12 protein-coding genes are annotated in these 13,130 nt (G+C 68.1%); 6 read left to right on the top strand and 6 right to left on the bottom strand.

What is annotated here, in order from left to right:
* Positions 1 to 112 precede the first annotated feature (112 nt).
* Positions 113 to 1,564, top strand: coding sequence for an IS1182-like element ISSyth2 family transposase (locus tag STH_RS04000; protein ID WP_043713291.1), 1,452 nt, complete (start codon positions 113 to 115; stop codon positions 1,562 to 1,564).
* A gap of 182 nt (positions 1,565 to 1,746) precedes the next feature.
* Here the strand turns inward: STH_RS04000 and STH_RS19635 are convergent, their stop codons facing one another.
* The 3 genes from STH_RS19635 to STH_RS03985 are packed head-to-tail and all read right to left on the bottom strand — an operon-like array spanning position 1,747 to position 5,867.
* The gene (locus tag STH_RS19635) at positions 1,747 to 4,374 is read right to left on the bottom strand and encodes an aminotransferase class III-fold pyridoxal phosphate-dependent enzyme (RefSeq protein WP_011194901.1); all 2,628 of its coding nucleotides are present in this window, start codon (positions 4,372 to 4,374) and stop codon (positions 1,747 to 1,749) included.
* Positions 4,375 to 4,397: 23 nt separating this feature from the next.
* Complete coding sequence (locus STH_RS03990; RefSeq protein ID WP_011194900.1) at positions 4,398 to 5,321, bottom strand: hypothetical protein; 924 nt, start codon at positions 5,319 to 5,321, stop codon at positions 4,398 to 4,400.
* A gap of 21 nt (positions 5,322 to 5,342) precedes the next feature.
* Entirely contained in the window at positions 5,343 to 5,867 is a 525-nt protein-coding gene (locus tag STH_RS03985) for a helix-turn-helix domain-containing protein (protein WP_011194899.1), read from the bottom strand.
* Positions 5,868 to 6,048: 181 nt separating this feature from the next.
* Between STH_RS03985 and STH_RS03980 the strand changes: the two genes are divergently transcribed.
* The 5 genes from STH_RS03980 to pstB all read left to right on the top strand — a co-directional run bounded on the left by STH_RS03980 (position 6,049) and on the right by pstB (position 10,453).
* Complete coding sequence (locus STH_RS03980) at positions 6,049 to 6,276, top strand: hypothetical protein (RefSeq protein ID WP_011194898.1); 228 nt, start codon at positions 6,049 to 6,051, stop codon at positions 6,274 to 6,276.
* 432 nt (positions 6,277 to 6,708) lie between these two features.
* On the top strand, positions 6,709 to 7,716 hold the full coding sequence (locus STH_RS03975; protein ID WP_050742102.1) for a PstS family phosphate ABC transporter substrate-binding protein: 1,008 nt from the start codon (positions 6,709 to 6,711) through the stop codon (positions 7,714 to 7,716).
* Between the two features lie 106 nt (positions 7,717 to 7,822).
* Positions 7,823 to 8,776, top strand: coding sequence for a phosphate ABC transporter permease subunit PstC (gene pstC, locus STH_RS03970; protein WP_011194896.1), 954 nt, complete (start codon positions 7,823 to 7,825; stop codon positions 8,774 to 8,776).
* A complete protein-coding gene (gene pstA / locus STH_RS03965) occupies positions 8,773 to 9,663 on the top strand; it encodes a phosphate ABC transporter permease PstA (RefSeq protein WP_043713289.1) in 891 nt (296 codons plus the stop codon). Before pstC ends, pstA begins: the two co-directional genes overlap by 4 nt.
* Before the next feature lies 1 nt (position 9,664).
* A complete protein-coding gene (gene pstB, locus STH_RS03960) occupies positions 9,665 to 10,453 on the top strand; it encodes a phosphate ABC transporter ATP-binding protein PstB (RefSeq protein WP_011194894.1) in 789 nt (262 codons plus the stop codon).
* 1 nt (position 10,454) lies between these two features.
* Here pstB and STH_RS03955 read toward each other — a convergent pair whose 3' ends face one another.
* The 3 genes from STH_RS03955 to STH_RS03945 are packed head-to-tail and all read right to left on the bottom strand — an operon-like array spanning position 10,455 to position 13,034.
* Complete coding sequence (locus STH_RS03955; protein WP_011194893.1) at positions 10,455 to 11,531, bottom strand: ABC transporter substrate-binding protein; 1,077 nt, start codon at positions 11,529 to 11,531, stop codon at positions 10,455 to 10,457.
* 12 nt (positions 11,532 to 11,543) lie between these two features.
* A complete protein-coding gene (locus STH_RS03950; RefSeq protein WP_011194892.1) occupies positions 11,544 to 12,257 on the bottom strand; it encodes an ABC transporter ATP-binding protein in 714 nt (237 codons plus the stop codon).
* Positions 12,258 to 13,034 carry an ABC transporter permease gene (locus STH_RS03945; RefSeq protein ID WP_011194891.1) on the bottom strand — a complete coding sequence of 259 codons (777 nt, stop codon included), beginning with the start codon at positions 13,032 to 13,034 and terminating at the stop codon, positions 12,258 to 12,260. It lies immediately after the preceding gene.
* Between the last annotated feature and the right edge of the window lie 96 nt (positions 13,035 to 13,130).

Raw genomic sequence — 13,130 nt, 5'->3', positions numbered from 1 at the left:
TCCTGCATACGCAGGAGTTCAGGTTGAAGACAAAATCCGGGTAACCCCTCGCGGGTGCCCGGATTTTGTTGTACAATGGCAACATAAGCAGTATCTGGCGGTGGTGAATGCGGTGCTTCGGGAACATGGACATGCTCAGCGCAAGTATGAGCTCGTGCTGATCGAAGACTTGGTGCCCCAAGATCATTTGCTCCGGAAGATCCAAGCGATACTTGATACTGACTTCATCCGGGAACGCACGGCCAGGTTCTACAGCGACCGGGGGCGACCGGCCATCGATCCAGTAGTGCTGGTGAAGATGGAGCTCATCGCATACCTCTTCGGCATCCGATCGGATCGGCGTTTGGTCGAGGAGATCCGGGTCAACGTCGCCTACCGCTGGTTCTTGGGGTTGGGGCTTACCGATCCGGTCCCGCACTTCACCACGCCAGGTAAGAACTACAGCCGTCGGTGGAAGGACTCCGGCCTGTTTGAGGAACTGTTCGACCATGTCGTCAAGCAGGCCATTGATGCCGGATACATCGATGGTCGCATGATCTTCACCGATTCCAGCCACCTGAAGGCAAACGCCAACAAGCGTCGGATTGCCAAAGAAGGTACGAAAGGCGTTACCCTGGAGGACATCGCCAGAGCCCGGGAACGGCACCTGGCGGCTCGTCGGGCCGAACGGGAAGAGTGTGCGGCAAATGATGATACGGAGGATGGCTTACTGGCCGCAGTGAACGCTGACCGCGAGGCCCACGGGCTGAAGCCCTTGCCCGAACGCAAAGAAGACCCGCAGCCGGATCTGTCGGTTGACGAGATGACGGTCAGCCTGACGGACCCGGAAGCGGCGATGCTTCGCCGTGAGGGGAAGCCTGACGGGTTTCACTACCTGCAGCACCGCACCGTCGATGGTCGCCACGGCTTCATCCTCGACGTGCTCGTCACGTCGGCGGCGATGACCGACGCCCAGGTTTACCCCACGTGCCTTTCCCGTGTTGACCGGCACGGGCTGAAGGTCGAGAAGGTTGGAGTCGATGCCGGGTACAACACCTTGGAGGTTCTGCACCTGCTGTCCAAGCGAGGGATTCAGGCTGCGGTAGCGCATCGCCGTCACCCTTCGCCCAAGGAACTGATGGGCAAGTGGCGCTTCAAGTATGACGCTTCACGGGATGCCTACCGCTGCCCGGCCAAGCAGTGGCTGACGTACGTCACCACCAACCGTGACGGCTACCGAGTCTACCGATCCGATGCTTCGGTTTGTGCGTCGTGTCCACTCCTTGGCCAGTGTACTCGCTCCACCACGAAGCAGAAAGTGATCCATCGCCACCTCTACGAGCACCTGCGGGAAGAGGCGCGGGAGTTTGTGAAGACGGATGAAGGGCAGCGCCTCGCACAGCGTCGGCGGGAAACGGTAGAGCGCAGTTTTGCCGATGCCAAAGAGTTGCACGGTCTGCGGTATGCGCGATACAGAGGCCGAAAACGTGTGCAGCACCAGTGCCTGGTGTCGGCCCTGGCGCAGAACTTGAAGAAGCTGGCCCTCTTAGAGAGCCGGCGATCTTCGTATGCCTTGAGCGCCTAAGGATACCGGGAAAGACCCTCCGTTTCCCACTTCCCCAGCACCCAACTGAGGCAAATCCAGGCGAATTTCTGGAAGTACATACCAAGAAGCGCCTCCTGTGAGCCGCTGAGCGGCCACAAGAGGCGCCTTTGTCTGCAGCCTGAACTCCTGCATACGCAGGAGTTATTTGACTATGATCCTTTTTAATCATCCCCAGCGGCACTAAGCACCCGGGCGCGGGCGGCCATGAGCTGCGCCCATTCCGCCTCGGAGAGCGGCCGGTCGAACGAGCGGAGCTGCGCCAGCCGGAAGCCCAGCTCCTCCGCCCACTGGCGGATCTGCCGGATCATCGGCAGGTTGAGGTCGGCGCCCAGGGAGGTGTCCTGGAAGTGGCCCATGAGCCCCAGGATCATGGTCTCGGCCATGCAGGCGTAGGCCAGCCCCCGTTCGAAGCCGAAGTTCCAGCCCAGGTCGGGCCGGCCGGGCACCTCCACCACCCCGCCGTCGATCACCAGCACGTCCGGCCGGGCCTCCTTCACCGCCCGGGAGACGTTGGGGGGCCGGGAGATGTCGCAGACCACGGCGCCGAACTTCAGGTTGGCCGGGGTCACCAGGTCCTCGGCGCTGGAGGTGGCGGTCAGCACCAGGTCCGCCTCGGGCAGGGCGGCGTCGATGTCCGTGGTGATCCGGAGCGCGCCGGCCTGCTCCAGGGCGAGCGCCAGGGCCTCCCACGCTCCCGGTTCGGCCACCGGCTCCGGCAGGGGCCCCATTTCCTGCAGCCGGGCGCCGAGGGTGCCCGGCGCGAAGGGATAGCCCTCCCGGATCAGGTCGGCCAGGTGGGCGACGATGTCTCCGGCCACCTTCAGCAGCCGCCTGCGGCTGGCCTCGGGCCGCGCCGGGTTGCCGATGAGCACCACCCGGCCCACCCCCTCCGCCAGCAGGATGGCCGTGGCCCGGCCGATCGCGCCGGTGGCCCCGACCACGGCGACGGTGGCCTCGGGCAGTCGGGTCCCCAGCCGCTCCACCGCCAGGTACATGGCCTCCACGGCCGACACGACGGTGTAGGAGTTGCCGGTGGTGAGGGCCACGCCCGGGTTGCGCAGGTGCAGGCCGCCGCGGGTGACCACCGACGTATAGGCCCCGAGCCCCACCAGCTGCGCGCCCCGCTTCTTCGCGATCTCCAGCGCGGCCCGCACCTCGGCGACGGCCTGGGCGTGGGGCATGCCCATCAACTGGTCGGCGGTGCGGGGCACCACGACGAAGTCGACGAAGACCCGGCGGCCGCCCGGGGCCGTCACCCGGCAGGAGCCGGCCACGAAGGGCTCCAGGAGGTCGTTGAACCGGTCAGCCATCTCGGCGATCTCCGCGGTGCTGAAGACCTGGAACGACTCGTCCATCTCGGGATAGTTGCGCCAGTCCACCGGGTGGACGAGGAAGGCGATCCGGCCCTCCCCGGGGTCACCGCTGGGCTCGGGCAGCGGCTTCGGCACCGGGGCGGGCAGGTTCTGTGGCCGGGACTCGACCCCCAGCAGGTGGGACACCAGCTCCGCGGTGTTGCCCTCGGCCAGCGGGATGAGCATCCGCTCCACGGCGACGACGGCCGCCTGGCACTGCTCCCGCGTGGCGATGAGCGGCGGCTCGATGCGGATGACGGCCGACCCGTTCAGCGTGGGGGCCACCCGCAGGCCGCAGACGTTCAGCAAGTAAGAAGAAAGGATGGGCGTCAGGTTGTCCTGCTCCGCCAGCACCCCGAGCAGGCAGGTGCGGCCGTAGGTGGACCGGTCGACGCCGATTTCCAGCCCCAGCATGAAGCCCCGCCCGCGCACCCGGCGGAGCACGTGCGGGTACCGCCGCTGCAGCTCCTCCAGCCCCGCCTTCAGGAAGGCGCCGTTCTCCGCCACCTGGCGTACCAGCGCCCCGTCGTCCCGGGTGAGCAGCTCCAGCGACCGCAGGCCGGCCCGGGCCGCCAGGGTGTTCCCGGCGAACGTGGAGGAGTGCTTCATGGCGAACTCCTCGGTGTAGACCTCCTCCGTGCAGAGCATCGCGCCGATGGGGACGAGGCCGCCGCCCAGGGCCTTGGCCAGCACCATCACGTCCGGCGTCACGCCCTCCTCCTCGCAGGCGAAGAGCCGGCCGGTGCGGCCCAGGCCGGTCTGGATCTCGTCCAGGATGAAGAAGACGCCGTAGCGGCGGCACAGCGCCTTGGCGGCCGCCAGGTAGCCGGGCGGCGGCTCCACGATGCCGCCCTCGCCCTGGATCGGTTCCACGATGAACCCGGCGAACTCGTCCGGGTGCGCCGCGAGCAGCCGCTCCAGGGCATCCAGGTCGCCGTAGGGCACCTTGGCGAAGCCGGGGATGGGCGCGCCGAAGGCGTCCTGATAGGCCCGCCGGTTGGTCGCCGAGAGCGCGCCCAGGGTCTTGCCGTGGAAGGAGTTCTCGCAGGAGATGATGCCCATGCGTCCGGTCGCGGCCCGCACGGCCTTGATGGCCGCCTCCACCGCCTCGGCGCCCGAGTTGGCGAAGGTGACGTAGCGAAGCCCCTCCGGTGCGACTTCAATCAGCCGACGGGCCAGCTCGCCGGCCGCCTGCAGCGCCGACGGCTGCACGAAGGAGGGCTCACCGGTGAGTTCCACGGCGCGCAGCGCCTCCCAGATCTCCGGCGGGTTGAATCCGAAGGGCAGAGCGCCGTACGCCGCCACGAAGTCCAGGTAGCGGCGGCCCTCGCTGTCCCAGAGGTAGCACCCCTCGCCCCGCACGAAGCGCTTATCCATATTGATCGCTTCCAGGAGCCGCCCCAGGTGGGGGTTCACGTATTCCGTAAACAGGTGCACGGGAATCCTCCTAGTCGTGCGTATTAGTCCCCGGCCGCGCTGCCGCGGGCCGCCGGCCGCTCCACCCGCGGCGTGAACCCGATGCGGTCGAGCCACTCCTCGTAGTCCGCCGGGCTCATCTCATCGGCGCGCTTTTTGGCCGCGGCGACGATCAGCCCCTCCATGAGGTTGGTGCCGAAGGAGCGGCCCCCCAGGTTCGGGGTGGTGGTGACCAGGGTCGCGACCCCGGCCTGCTTCATCCACTCGATGTCGGCGGGGGTGACGGTGTTGGTCAGGATCGTCTTCCCCTCCAGCCGGTCGGGGGCGTACCGCCGGATGTAGAGCCAGTCGCCGGCGATCAGGTCCGCCCACTGGTAGTACTCGGTGAACCGGGGCTGGTGGGTCTCCTGCTTGGCCCCCGTGGGGTAGAGCCAGGTGAAGGGCAGCTGGGTGATGATGGGCAGGAGGATCCGGGCCAGCACGTGGATGGTGCGGAAGCTCCGGATCGGGATCGGGATCCCCAGGGCGAACATCATGTCGCCGAAGACGATGTCCGCGCCGACGTCCACCAGGGCCTCGGCCATGCCGAAGCGGTCCACCGAGGCGACCATGAGCACCCGCTTGCCGCGCAGGGGCATCACGTTCCGGTCCAGCCAGTACACGGCCCTGCGCTCCAGAGTGTTCTTCAGCCCCGAGCCGTCCACGATGGGGGTGCGGACCGCCGCGGCGGCGATGCGCTTCGCGTCCCGGAAAGCGTAGCGGCGGCCGCCTGCGTACACGTACAGGTCGATGCCGCCCATACCGAAGGCGTCGACCTTGCCGTCCAGTTCCCGGATCAGGGCGATGGCCTGTTCGATGGAGCCGTCGGTGCCGATGCGCTCCACCGTCACCTCCTCGCCCAGCACGCTGACGGTGGCGACCGAGTTCCGCCGGGACGAGCCGAGGCTGACGCTGACGATGCGCTTCACCAGGTGATGCCTCCCTTGCGCTCAGTCCTTCAGACTGCGGATGAGATTGCGGATTTTCTCGGGGCTTACGTACACGTCTTCCTTCATGGGCGAGCGGCCGATCTCGATGCCGATGACGTGGGGGCCGACCAGGGCCTCCACCATCTTCAGCCGTTCGTCGGACCCGATGAAGATGACGGCGTCACACGCCCGGGCCCTGGCGATGAGCCGCATCACCTGGTTCAGGAGCTCCACGCCGTTCTGGCTCCGGGCGAACTCGTGCCGCTCCTGGTCGGACATCAGCAGGATGAAGTCCACCCCTTCCGCCGCGGCCATGGCCGTCAGTTCCGGGCCGTTGGCCACCGGGAAGCCGACCAGGGCGATCCGCTTGCCCTTGCGCATCTCGCCTACGGACTCCAGGCGGGAGATCAGCGTGCGGTCCACCCCGAGGATCTCCGCGACCTCCTGCTGGGAGAGCCCCTGCGACCGGAGCTCCAGCATCCGGTCCACCATCCGGTAGATGCGCTCGGGGTTGATCACCTTGTCGCCGATCCGGACCAGCTGCACGCGCCGCCACCCCCTCGTGTGCACAGGATTGTGCTAGCGCCTATTGTACATTTTTGTGCACAGGGCCGCAAGCCATACCCGGCCTTTCGAGGAAGGGATGACCGGCCCGTTTAGCGAATAGAGGGAGATGGCCTGACAGACCATATCCCTGGCCGTAACAGGTAAGGAAAGGACGGGTACCATGAAGGAAGTGCTCCAGTGGCCGAATTGGGCGATCCTGGCGACCTTCATCGCCGTGGTGATCAGCCTTGTGCTGAACATCGTGCTCTACCAGCGGGTCCAGGTGCTGTACAGCAAGTTCGGCGCGCAGGCGCTGCCGTTCCGCAACCGGGACGAGCTGGAGGCGGCCTTTCAGGCCGGCACGATCGACCGCGCGGAGTACGAGCAGCTCAAGCGCAAGATCTCTTAGCGATATCCGGAAACGCAGGCGACCCCGCCCCTGGCGAACGCAGGGTGCGGGGTCGTTTCGTGTGTGCGCCGCGGGGTGACGGCGCTTCCCGGAAAACGCCTCCCCCTGGGGCCGGGGGGCGTAGGGCCATGACCCCGGCTCGGCCGCGGGGTCTCCCCTCAGGTTTCCCATCTTCTGCCGATCCTATACACCGCCTCCAAGCCCCGTTGACCTGCATCGACGGGATTCCCCAGGTCATCGCGCCCTTCCCAAGGCAGATCGCGCCGGCCGCAGAACCCGGCCCGGCCGCTCGACGCCCTGTGTTTCTTCATGTGTCCTTAACCAAAGGCTAACCAGACCAAAACCCCCGCACAACACCCGGGTGATAGCATCGGTATCGAGCTACGGAAGTACTCGGCCAAGAGCCAGCAGAGAAAGGGGATCGACACAGCCATGAAGCGGACTCTGATGACCACCGCTGCCGCTGCGGCCCTGCTCGCCATGCTCACCGCCTGCGGAGGCCGGGCGAGCAGCAACCCCGGCAGCCAGCCGGGGGCGGGCAATCCGCCCGCGTCCCATCCGGGCACGAACAACCCGGCGCCCTCCAGCAGCGGCGGATCCGCCGGCACCGAGCTCTCGGGAACGGTTACGCTGGACGGCTCCTCCACGGTGGGTCCCATCTCCATCGCCGTCGCGGAGGAGTTTCGCAAGGTGCATCCCAGGGTCGACGTCCCGGTCGGCATCTCCGGCTCCTCCGCCGGCATCGGCAAGTTCGTCAAGCGCGAGGTCGACATCGCCAACGCTTCCCGGCCGATCAAGGAGAAGGAGCTCGAAGAGGCCAGGAACAACGGGCTCGACCCCATCGAGCTTCCGGTGGCCTACGACGGCCTGTCGGTCGTGGTCAACAAGGAGAACGACTTCCTGACCTGCATCACCACCGAGCAGCTCCACAAGATCTGGGGGCCTGAGTCTACCGTGACCCGGTGGAACGAGGTGGACCCGAGCTGGCCCGATGCGCCCATCAAGCTCTACGGCCCCGGCACCGCTTCCGGCACCTTCGAGTACTTCAACGAGATGGTCAACGGCAAGGGCGACGCGTCCCGGTCCGACTTCACCGCCTCAGAGGACGACAACGTGCTCGTGCAGGGCGTGGCGGGCGACAAGTACGCGATGGGCTACTTCGGCTACGCCTACTACGCCGAGAACAAGGACACCATGAAGGCCCTGGCCATCGACGCCGGCGACGGCTGCGTCGAGCCGAACGACGACACCATCGCCGCCGGCTCCTACCCCTTCTCCCGTCTGATCTATATCTACCCCTCCAGGCAGGCCCTGGAGCGGCCCGAGGTCAAGGCGTTCGTCACCTTCTATATGGAGAATGCCGGGGAGCTCGCCGCCCAGGTCGGCTACACGCCGCTGCCTGAGGAGATGTACCAGGACAACCTGGCCAAGCTGAAGTAAACGGTCTCCCTTTCAGTGGCCGCGAGGTCCCGGGGAAGCGCCCGCTTCTCACCGGGACCTCCGGGCCGTTTCCCAAGTGCGTGACGAATCGTGCGGAGGTGGCATCATGTCTGCTACGACAGCGCAGCATCCCCCGGCCTCTGCCGCGGCGGCGCTGGCCCCGGACAGGCGCCGGGCGCGCCAGATCCGAAAGGAGCGTGCGATCGCGGGGCTCCTCCTGGCCGCCGGGCTGGTCTCCGTGGTGACCACGGTGGGCATCGTCCTCACCCTCTTCACCGAGACGGTCCAGTTCTTCTCCCTCGTTTCGGTCCGGGAATTCCTGACCGACCGGCTGTGGACCCCCACCTTCAGCCCCGCCCACTTCGGCGTCGCGCCGCTCGTGTCGGGTACCTTCATCATCGCCGGCGGCGCCGCGCTGGTGGCCGTACCCCTGGGCCTGGGCAGTGCCATTTACCTGAGCGAGTATGCCCCCGACCGGGTGCGGCGCATCCTGAAGCCGCTGCTGGAGCTGCTGGCAGGCATCCCCACCGTGGTGTACGGCTTCTTCGCCCTCACCTTCGTGACGCCCCTCCTGAAGAAGATCATCCCGGACATCGAGGTCTTCAACGCCCTGTCCGCCTTCATCACGGTGGGCATCATGATCACGCCGATGATCTGCTCAATGTCGGAGGACGCCATGCTGGCCGTCCCCCGGTCCCTCCGGGAAGCCGGTTTCGCCCTGGGGGCCACCCGGCTGGAGGTGGCCCTGAAGGTGGTGCTGCCGGCGGCCTTCTCCGGCGTCGTCTCCTCCGTCATCCTGGCCGTCTCCCGGGCCATCGGCGAGACGATGATCGTGGCCCTCGCCGCGGGCTCCACCCCGAAACTCACCCTGAACCCGCTGGAGTCGATTCAGACGATGACCGGCTACATCGCCCAGGTGGCGCAGGGCGACCTCGAGATCGGCTCGGCCGCTTACACCTCGATGTACGCCGTCGGCATGGCCCTTTTCCTCATCACGCTGGCGATGAACCTGCTGGCCCGGGCCATCAGCCGCCGCTACCAGGAGGGAGAGCGCGCATGAACGACATCGCTGCCCGCAGGCGCCGCAGGCGCCGGATGGATGCCGCCTCGCACTGGCTCTTTCTGCTGGCGATCGTCGTCGCCCTGGCCGTGCTGGCCATCCTGCTCTGGGACCTGCTCTCGACGGGGCTGCCCCGGCTCAGCTGGTCCTTCCTCACCAGCCACGCTTCCCGCTTCGCCGACAGGACCGGCATCCTTGCCCCGCTGGTGGGCTCCTTCTACGTCATCGTGCTGACCGCGGCCTTTGCACTGCCCGTCGGCGTCGCGACCGCCGTCTTCCTGGAGTTCTACGCCGAGGGCGACCGCCCGTCGCCCCTGCGCCAGAGCCTGACGCAGTTCCTGAAGCTCAACATCGACAACCTGGCCGGCGTGCCCTCCATCGTCTACGGCCTATTCGGCCTGGCCTTCTTCGTCCGCTGGATGCAGTTCGGCCGGTCGATCCTGGCCGCCGCCCTCACCCTGGCCCTCATGGTGCTGCCGGTGATCATCGTGAACACCCGGGAGGCGATCCGGGCCGTGCCCCCCTCCCTGGCCCACGGGGCGTACGCCCTGGGCGCCAGCAAGACACAGGTGATCTTCACGGTCATCCTGCCAGCGGCGCTGGGGGGCATCCTCACCGCCACCATCCTCTCGGTCTCCCGCGCCCTGGGCGAGTCCGCCCCGCTGCTGGCGGTGGGCGCCTGGGTGTACGTCACCAGCCTGCCCAGGACCCCGCTCGACAGCTTCACCGTGCTGCCGGTGCAGATCTACTACTGGGCCGGCATGCCGCAGAAGGCATTCCAGGAGGTCGCCTCGGCCGGCATCCTCGTGCTGCTGGCGCTCCTCCTGAGCCTCAACGGCATCGCCATCTGGCTCAGGAACAAATACCAGAAGAAAGCGGAGTGGTAGCATGGCCGTCGTCCTGGCAAGCCCGGCTGCTGGCGGCGTCGCAGCCGGCGGCTTCGTCGTCCGGAACCTCGACCTCTTCTACGGCACCCACCAGGCGCTGCATCAGATCAGCATGACGATACCCGAGCGGGCCGTGACCGCCATCATCGGCCCCTCCGGCTGCGGCAAGTCGACCTTCCTGCGCTGCCTCAACCGGATGAACGACCTGGTGCCCGACGCCCGCATCCAGGGCCACGTCAGCTTCCGGGGCCAGGACCTCTACGCCCCCGGGGCCGACCCCGTGGAGATCCGCTACCGCATCGGGATGATCTTCCAGAAGCCCAACCCCTTCCCCAAGTCCATCTACGAGAACGTCGCCTTCGGACCCCGCATCAACGGCTACGACGGCGACCTGGACGAGATCGTGGAGGGCGCGCTCCGGCGCGCGGCGCTCTGGGACGAGGTGAAGGACCGGCTGCGGAAGCCCGCCCTGACGCTCTCGGGGGGGCAGCAGCAACGGCTCTGCATCGCCCGGGCCCTCGCGGTGAACCCCGAAGTGCTGCTGATGGACGAGCCGACCTCGGCCCTTGACCCCATCGCCACCGGCAAGATCGAGGAACTGATGACCAGCCTGAAGCAGGAGTACACCATCGTGCTGGTCACCCACAGCATGCAGCAGGCCGCCCGCGTCTCCGACTACACGGCCTTCTTCCTGGACGGCCGCCTGGTGGAAATGGATCGGACGGAGCGGATCTTCTCCACCCCGTCCGACAGGCGCACGGAAGACTATATCACAGGCCGGTTCGGCTGAATCACTCCCCGGTGTAGTAGAAGCCGTCGTCGGGCAGCCGGCCGCCGATGATCTCCGGGTTCAGCTCCGCCAGCTTGGTGAAGTAGAACTCCACCGCCTCCCGGGCTTCGGTCGCGGTCTGGAACCGGAACGGCGTCCGGTCCAGCGAGTTCTGGATGACCGGCGCCTTCAGCCCGCTGAGGTGCGGCTCGCCCAGGGCCGCCGCGTCGGCGGGGTTCTCCTGGATCCACTGCACCGACTCCTTCAGCCCTTCTTGGACAGCGGCGATGACCTCCGGATGCTGGTCGACCAGGTCAGCGACGGCGATCGTGCCGATCTGCGGGATGAAGGGCTCCCGCCCGGTCACCCGGCCCCACTCCTGCCGGAGCTCAAACAGCTCCCGCACGGGGATGTTGTTCTGCTTGCCCTGCAGGATCGCGGCGGTGGCCACCGGCTCGGGCAGCACCGCGGCGTCGGCCTTGCCGGCCATGAGCATCTGCAGGGCCTCCGGGGCGGCAGAGACGTACTGCAGGCCCATCTCCTCCTCCGGCACGCCGGCCAGCTTGGCGACGGTCCGGAAGATCAGGTCGGGCGAGTCGTTCTTGAAGGGGATGTAGACCGTCTTCCCCTTCAGGTCCTCCCAGCTCTGGATGTCCGGGTCCGCGGTCAGCACCGACAGGTGGCCCCACACGGTCACGTTGAGGAGCCGGACCGGCAGCCCCTTGTTGTACAGGTTGGCGGCCACGTAGGTCGGCACCGCCGCCACCTGCACCGCGCCCTTGACCATGTCGGCGCGCAGCTGGTCCAGGTTCTGGAAGGCCTGGAACTGGACTTCCGGGACCAGGCTGGTCAGACGCTCCTGCGACGCCAGGTGAGCCAGCAGGATCGAGGGCGGGGCCGAGGGCGCCTGCAGGTGGAGCGCCGTCAGCGGCTCTGCCTGCGGCGCCTGCTCCGCGGCCGGCGTCTGTTCTGCGGCCGGGGTCTGCTCCGGCTGGCGGGCGGGCGGGTTCTCAGGCGCCCGACCTGCGCAGCCGCACAGCAGGCCGAGCGCAAGGAAGCAGGCGATGAGCTTCGGAAAGGTGGACTTGAACGGGCGCATGGGGCATTCCTCCTAGTCAGGATAAGCTGCGGAGACCTGTGGCCAGATCGCGGCCACGGTGCGGTGGACGTAGGCGTCGGCATCGGTGCGGGGCGTGCGCCCCAGCGGCACCCGGGCGATGATGCGGCCCGGCGCCGGCGAGAGCGCGATCAGCGCGTCGCCCACCCGCACGGCCTCGGCAAGGTCGTGGGTGACAAACAGCGCGGCCACCTTCCGCTCCGCGAGGAGGTCCAGCAGCAGCCGCTGCATGTCGGCCCTGAGGCCGGGGTCCAGCGCCCCGAAGGGCTCGTCCAGCAGCAGCAGGTCCGGCCCGATGGCCAGGGCCCGGCCCAGGGCCACCCGCTGGCGCATGCCGCCGCTCAGCTCGTGGGGGTACTTGTCCGCGGCGCCGGCGAGACCCAGCCGCTCGATGAGGGCCGACGCCACCCGGCGCTGCTCCGCCGGGGGTGCCCCCATCGCCTTCAGACCGAACGCGATGTTCTGCCAGGCCGTGCGCCACGGGAGGAGGCGCGGCTCCTGAAACACGTAGGCCAGCCGGCGGAACCGGTTCTCCACCCGCCCCCGGGTCGGGGAGAGGAGGCCGGACGCGATCTGCAGCAGGGTCGTCTTCCCGCAGCCGGAGCGGCCGACGATCGCCAGGACCTGGCCGGGCTCCAGCCGGAGGTCGATGTCCTCCAGGACCGGGTGGCCGCCGAACGCGTGGCTGACGCTTTCCAAGGTCAGCACTCAGCCGCCACCCCCTTCCCGGCCCCGCTGCCAGGGCTCCAGGCGGCGTTTGAGCGGCCTGAGCACCAGGTTCTCCATCACCAGCAGAAGGATGACGACCACGGCGATCCAGGCGAACATGCCGGCGACGTTCAGGTTGACGCGCGCTGCGCCCAGCCCGGCGCCCATCCCGGAGCGGCTGCCGGCCATCAGCTCGGCGAGCAGGGCCACCTTCCAGGCCAGGCCCAGCCCCGAGACCAGCGCGGGGAACAGGTAGGAAAGCAGATGGGGCAGGTAGACCTCGGTGACCAGCATCCGGCGGGGCGTGCGGAAGACCGTGGCCATCTCGATCAGGCCGCGGTCGACCGAGCGGGTCCCCTCCAGGGCGGCGGCGAAGATGATCGGCAGCACGGCCACCGCGATGGTGAAGACGGGGGCCGTGCTGTTCGCGTCGAACCAGAGCAGAGCCACGATGATCAGCGCCACGGGGGGAACGCCCTGGACGGCGGTGACGACCGGCGCCAGCGCCTGCCCGAGCGGCCGCAACAGCCCCGCGAGCAGGCCGCTCACGCCCCCGAGCAGCACGGCCAGGCCGAAGCCGGACAGCGTGCGGACCGTGGTCACGGCCACGGCCTGCAGCAGGGCTCCCTCCCCGGCCAGCCGCACCAGCTCCCGGGCGACGTCCACCGGCGTCGGCACCGCCCAGGGCGGGTACCGCCGCGCGGCCAGGTGCCAGGCGACGAGGCTTGCGCCGATACCCAGCAGCCCCCAGAGAAGGCCCGCCGTCCGCTTCCTCACACCGTCACCTCCCCGGCGCTGTTCACCCTTTCACATGCCCTCCGCGGAAATTGTAGCGCACGGCCGGGCGCGGCTCCATGCGCGACGCCGAAATCG

The sequence above is a fragment of the Symbiobacterium thermophilum IAM 14863 genome, from assembly GCF_000009905.1.
GTDB lineage: Bacteria > Bacillota > Sulfobacillia > Symbiobacteriales > Symbiobacteriaceae > Symbiobacterium > Symbiobacterium thermophilum.
Note: the sequence above shows the minus strand (reverse complement) of the source record. Positions and strands in the feature narration are given on the sequence as shown.

Coding starts and splice junctions, on each gene's coding strand:
- STH_RS03955 (WP_011194893.1), bottom strand. CDS start 11,531: ATGCGCCCGTTCAAGTCCACCTTTCCGAAGCTCATCGCCTGCTTCCTT.
- pstB (WP_011194894.1), top strand. CDS start 9,665: ATGGCCGTCGTCCTGGCAAGCCCGGCTGCTGGCGGCGTCGCAGCCGGC.
- pstA (WP_043713289.1), top strand. CDS start 8,773: ATGAACGACATCGCTGCCCGCAGGCGCCGCAGGCGCCGGATGGATGCC.
- STH_RS03980 (WP_011194898.1), top strand. CDS start 6,049: ATGAAGGAAGTGCTCCAGTGGCCGAATTGGGCGATCCTGGCGACCTTC.
- STH_RS03975 (WP_050742102.1), top strand. CDS start 6,709: ATGAAGCGGACTCTGATGACCACCGCTGCCGCTGCGGCCCTGCTCGCC.
- pstC (WP_011194896.1), top strand. CDS start 7,823: ATGTCTGCTACGACAGCGCAGCATCCCCCGGCCTCTGCCGCGGCGGCG.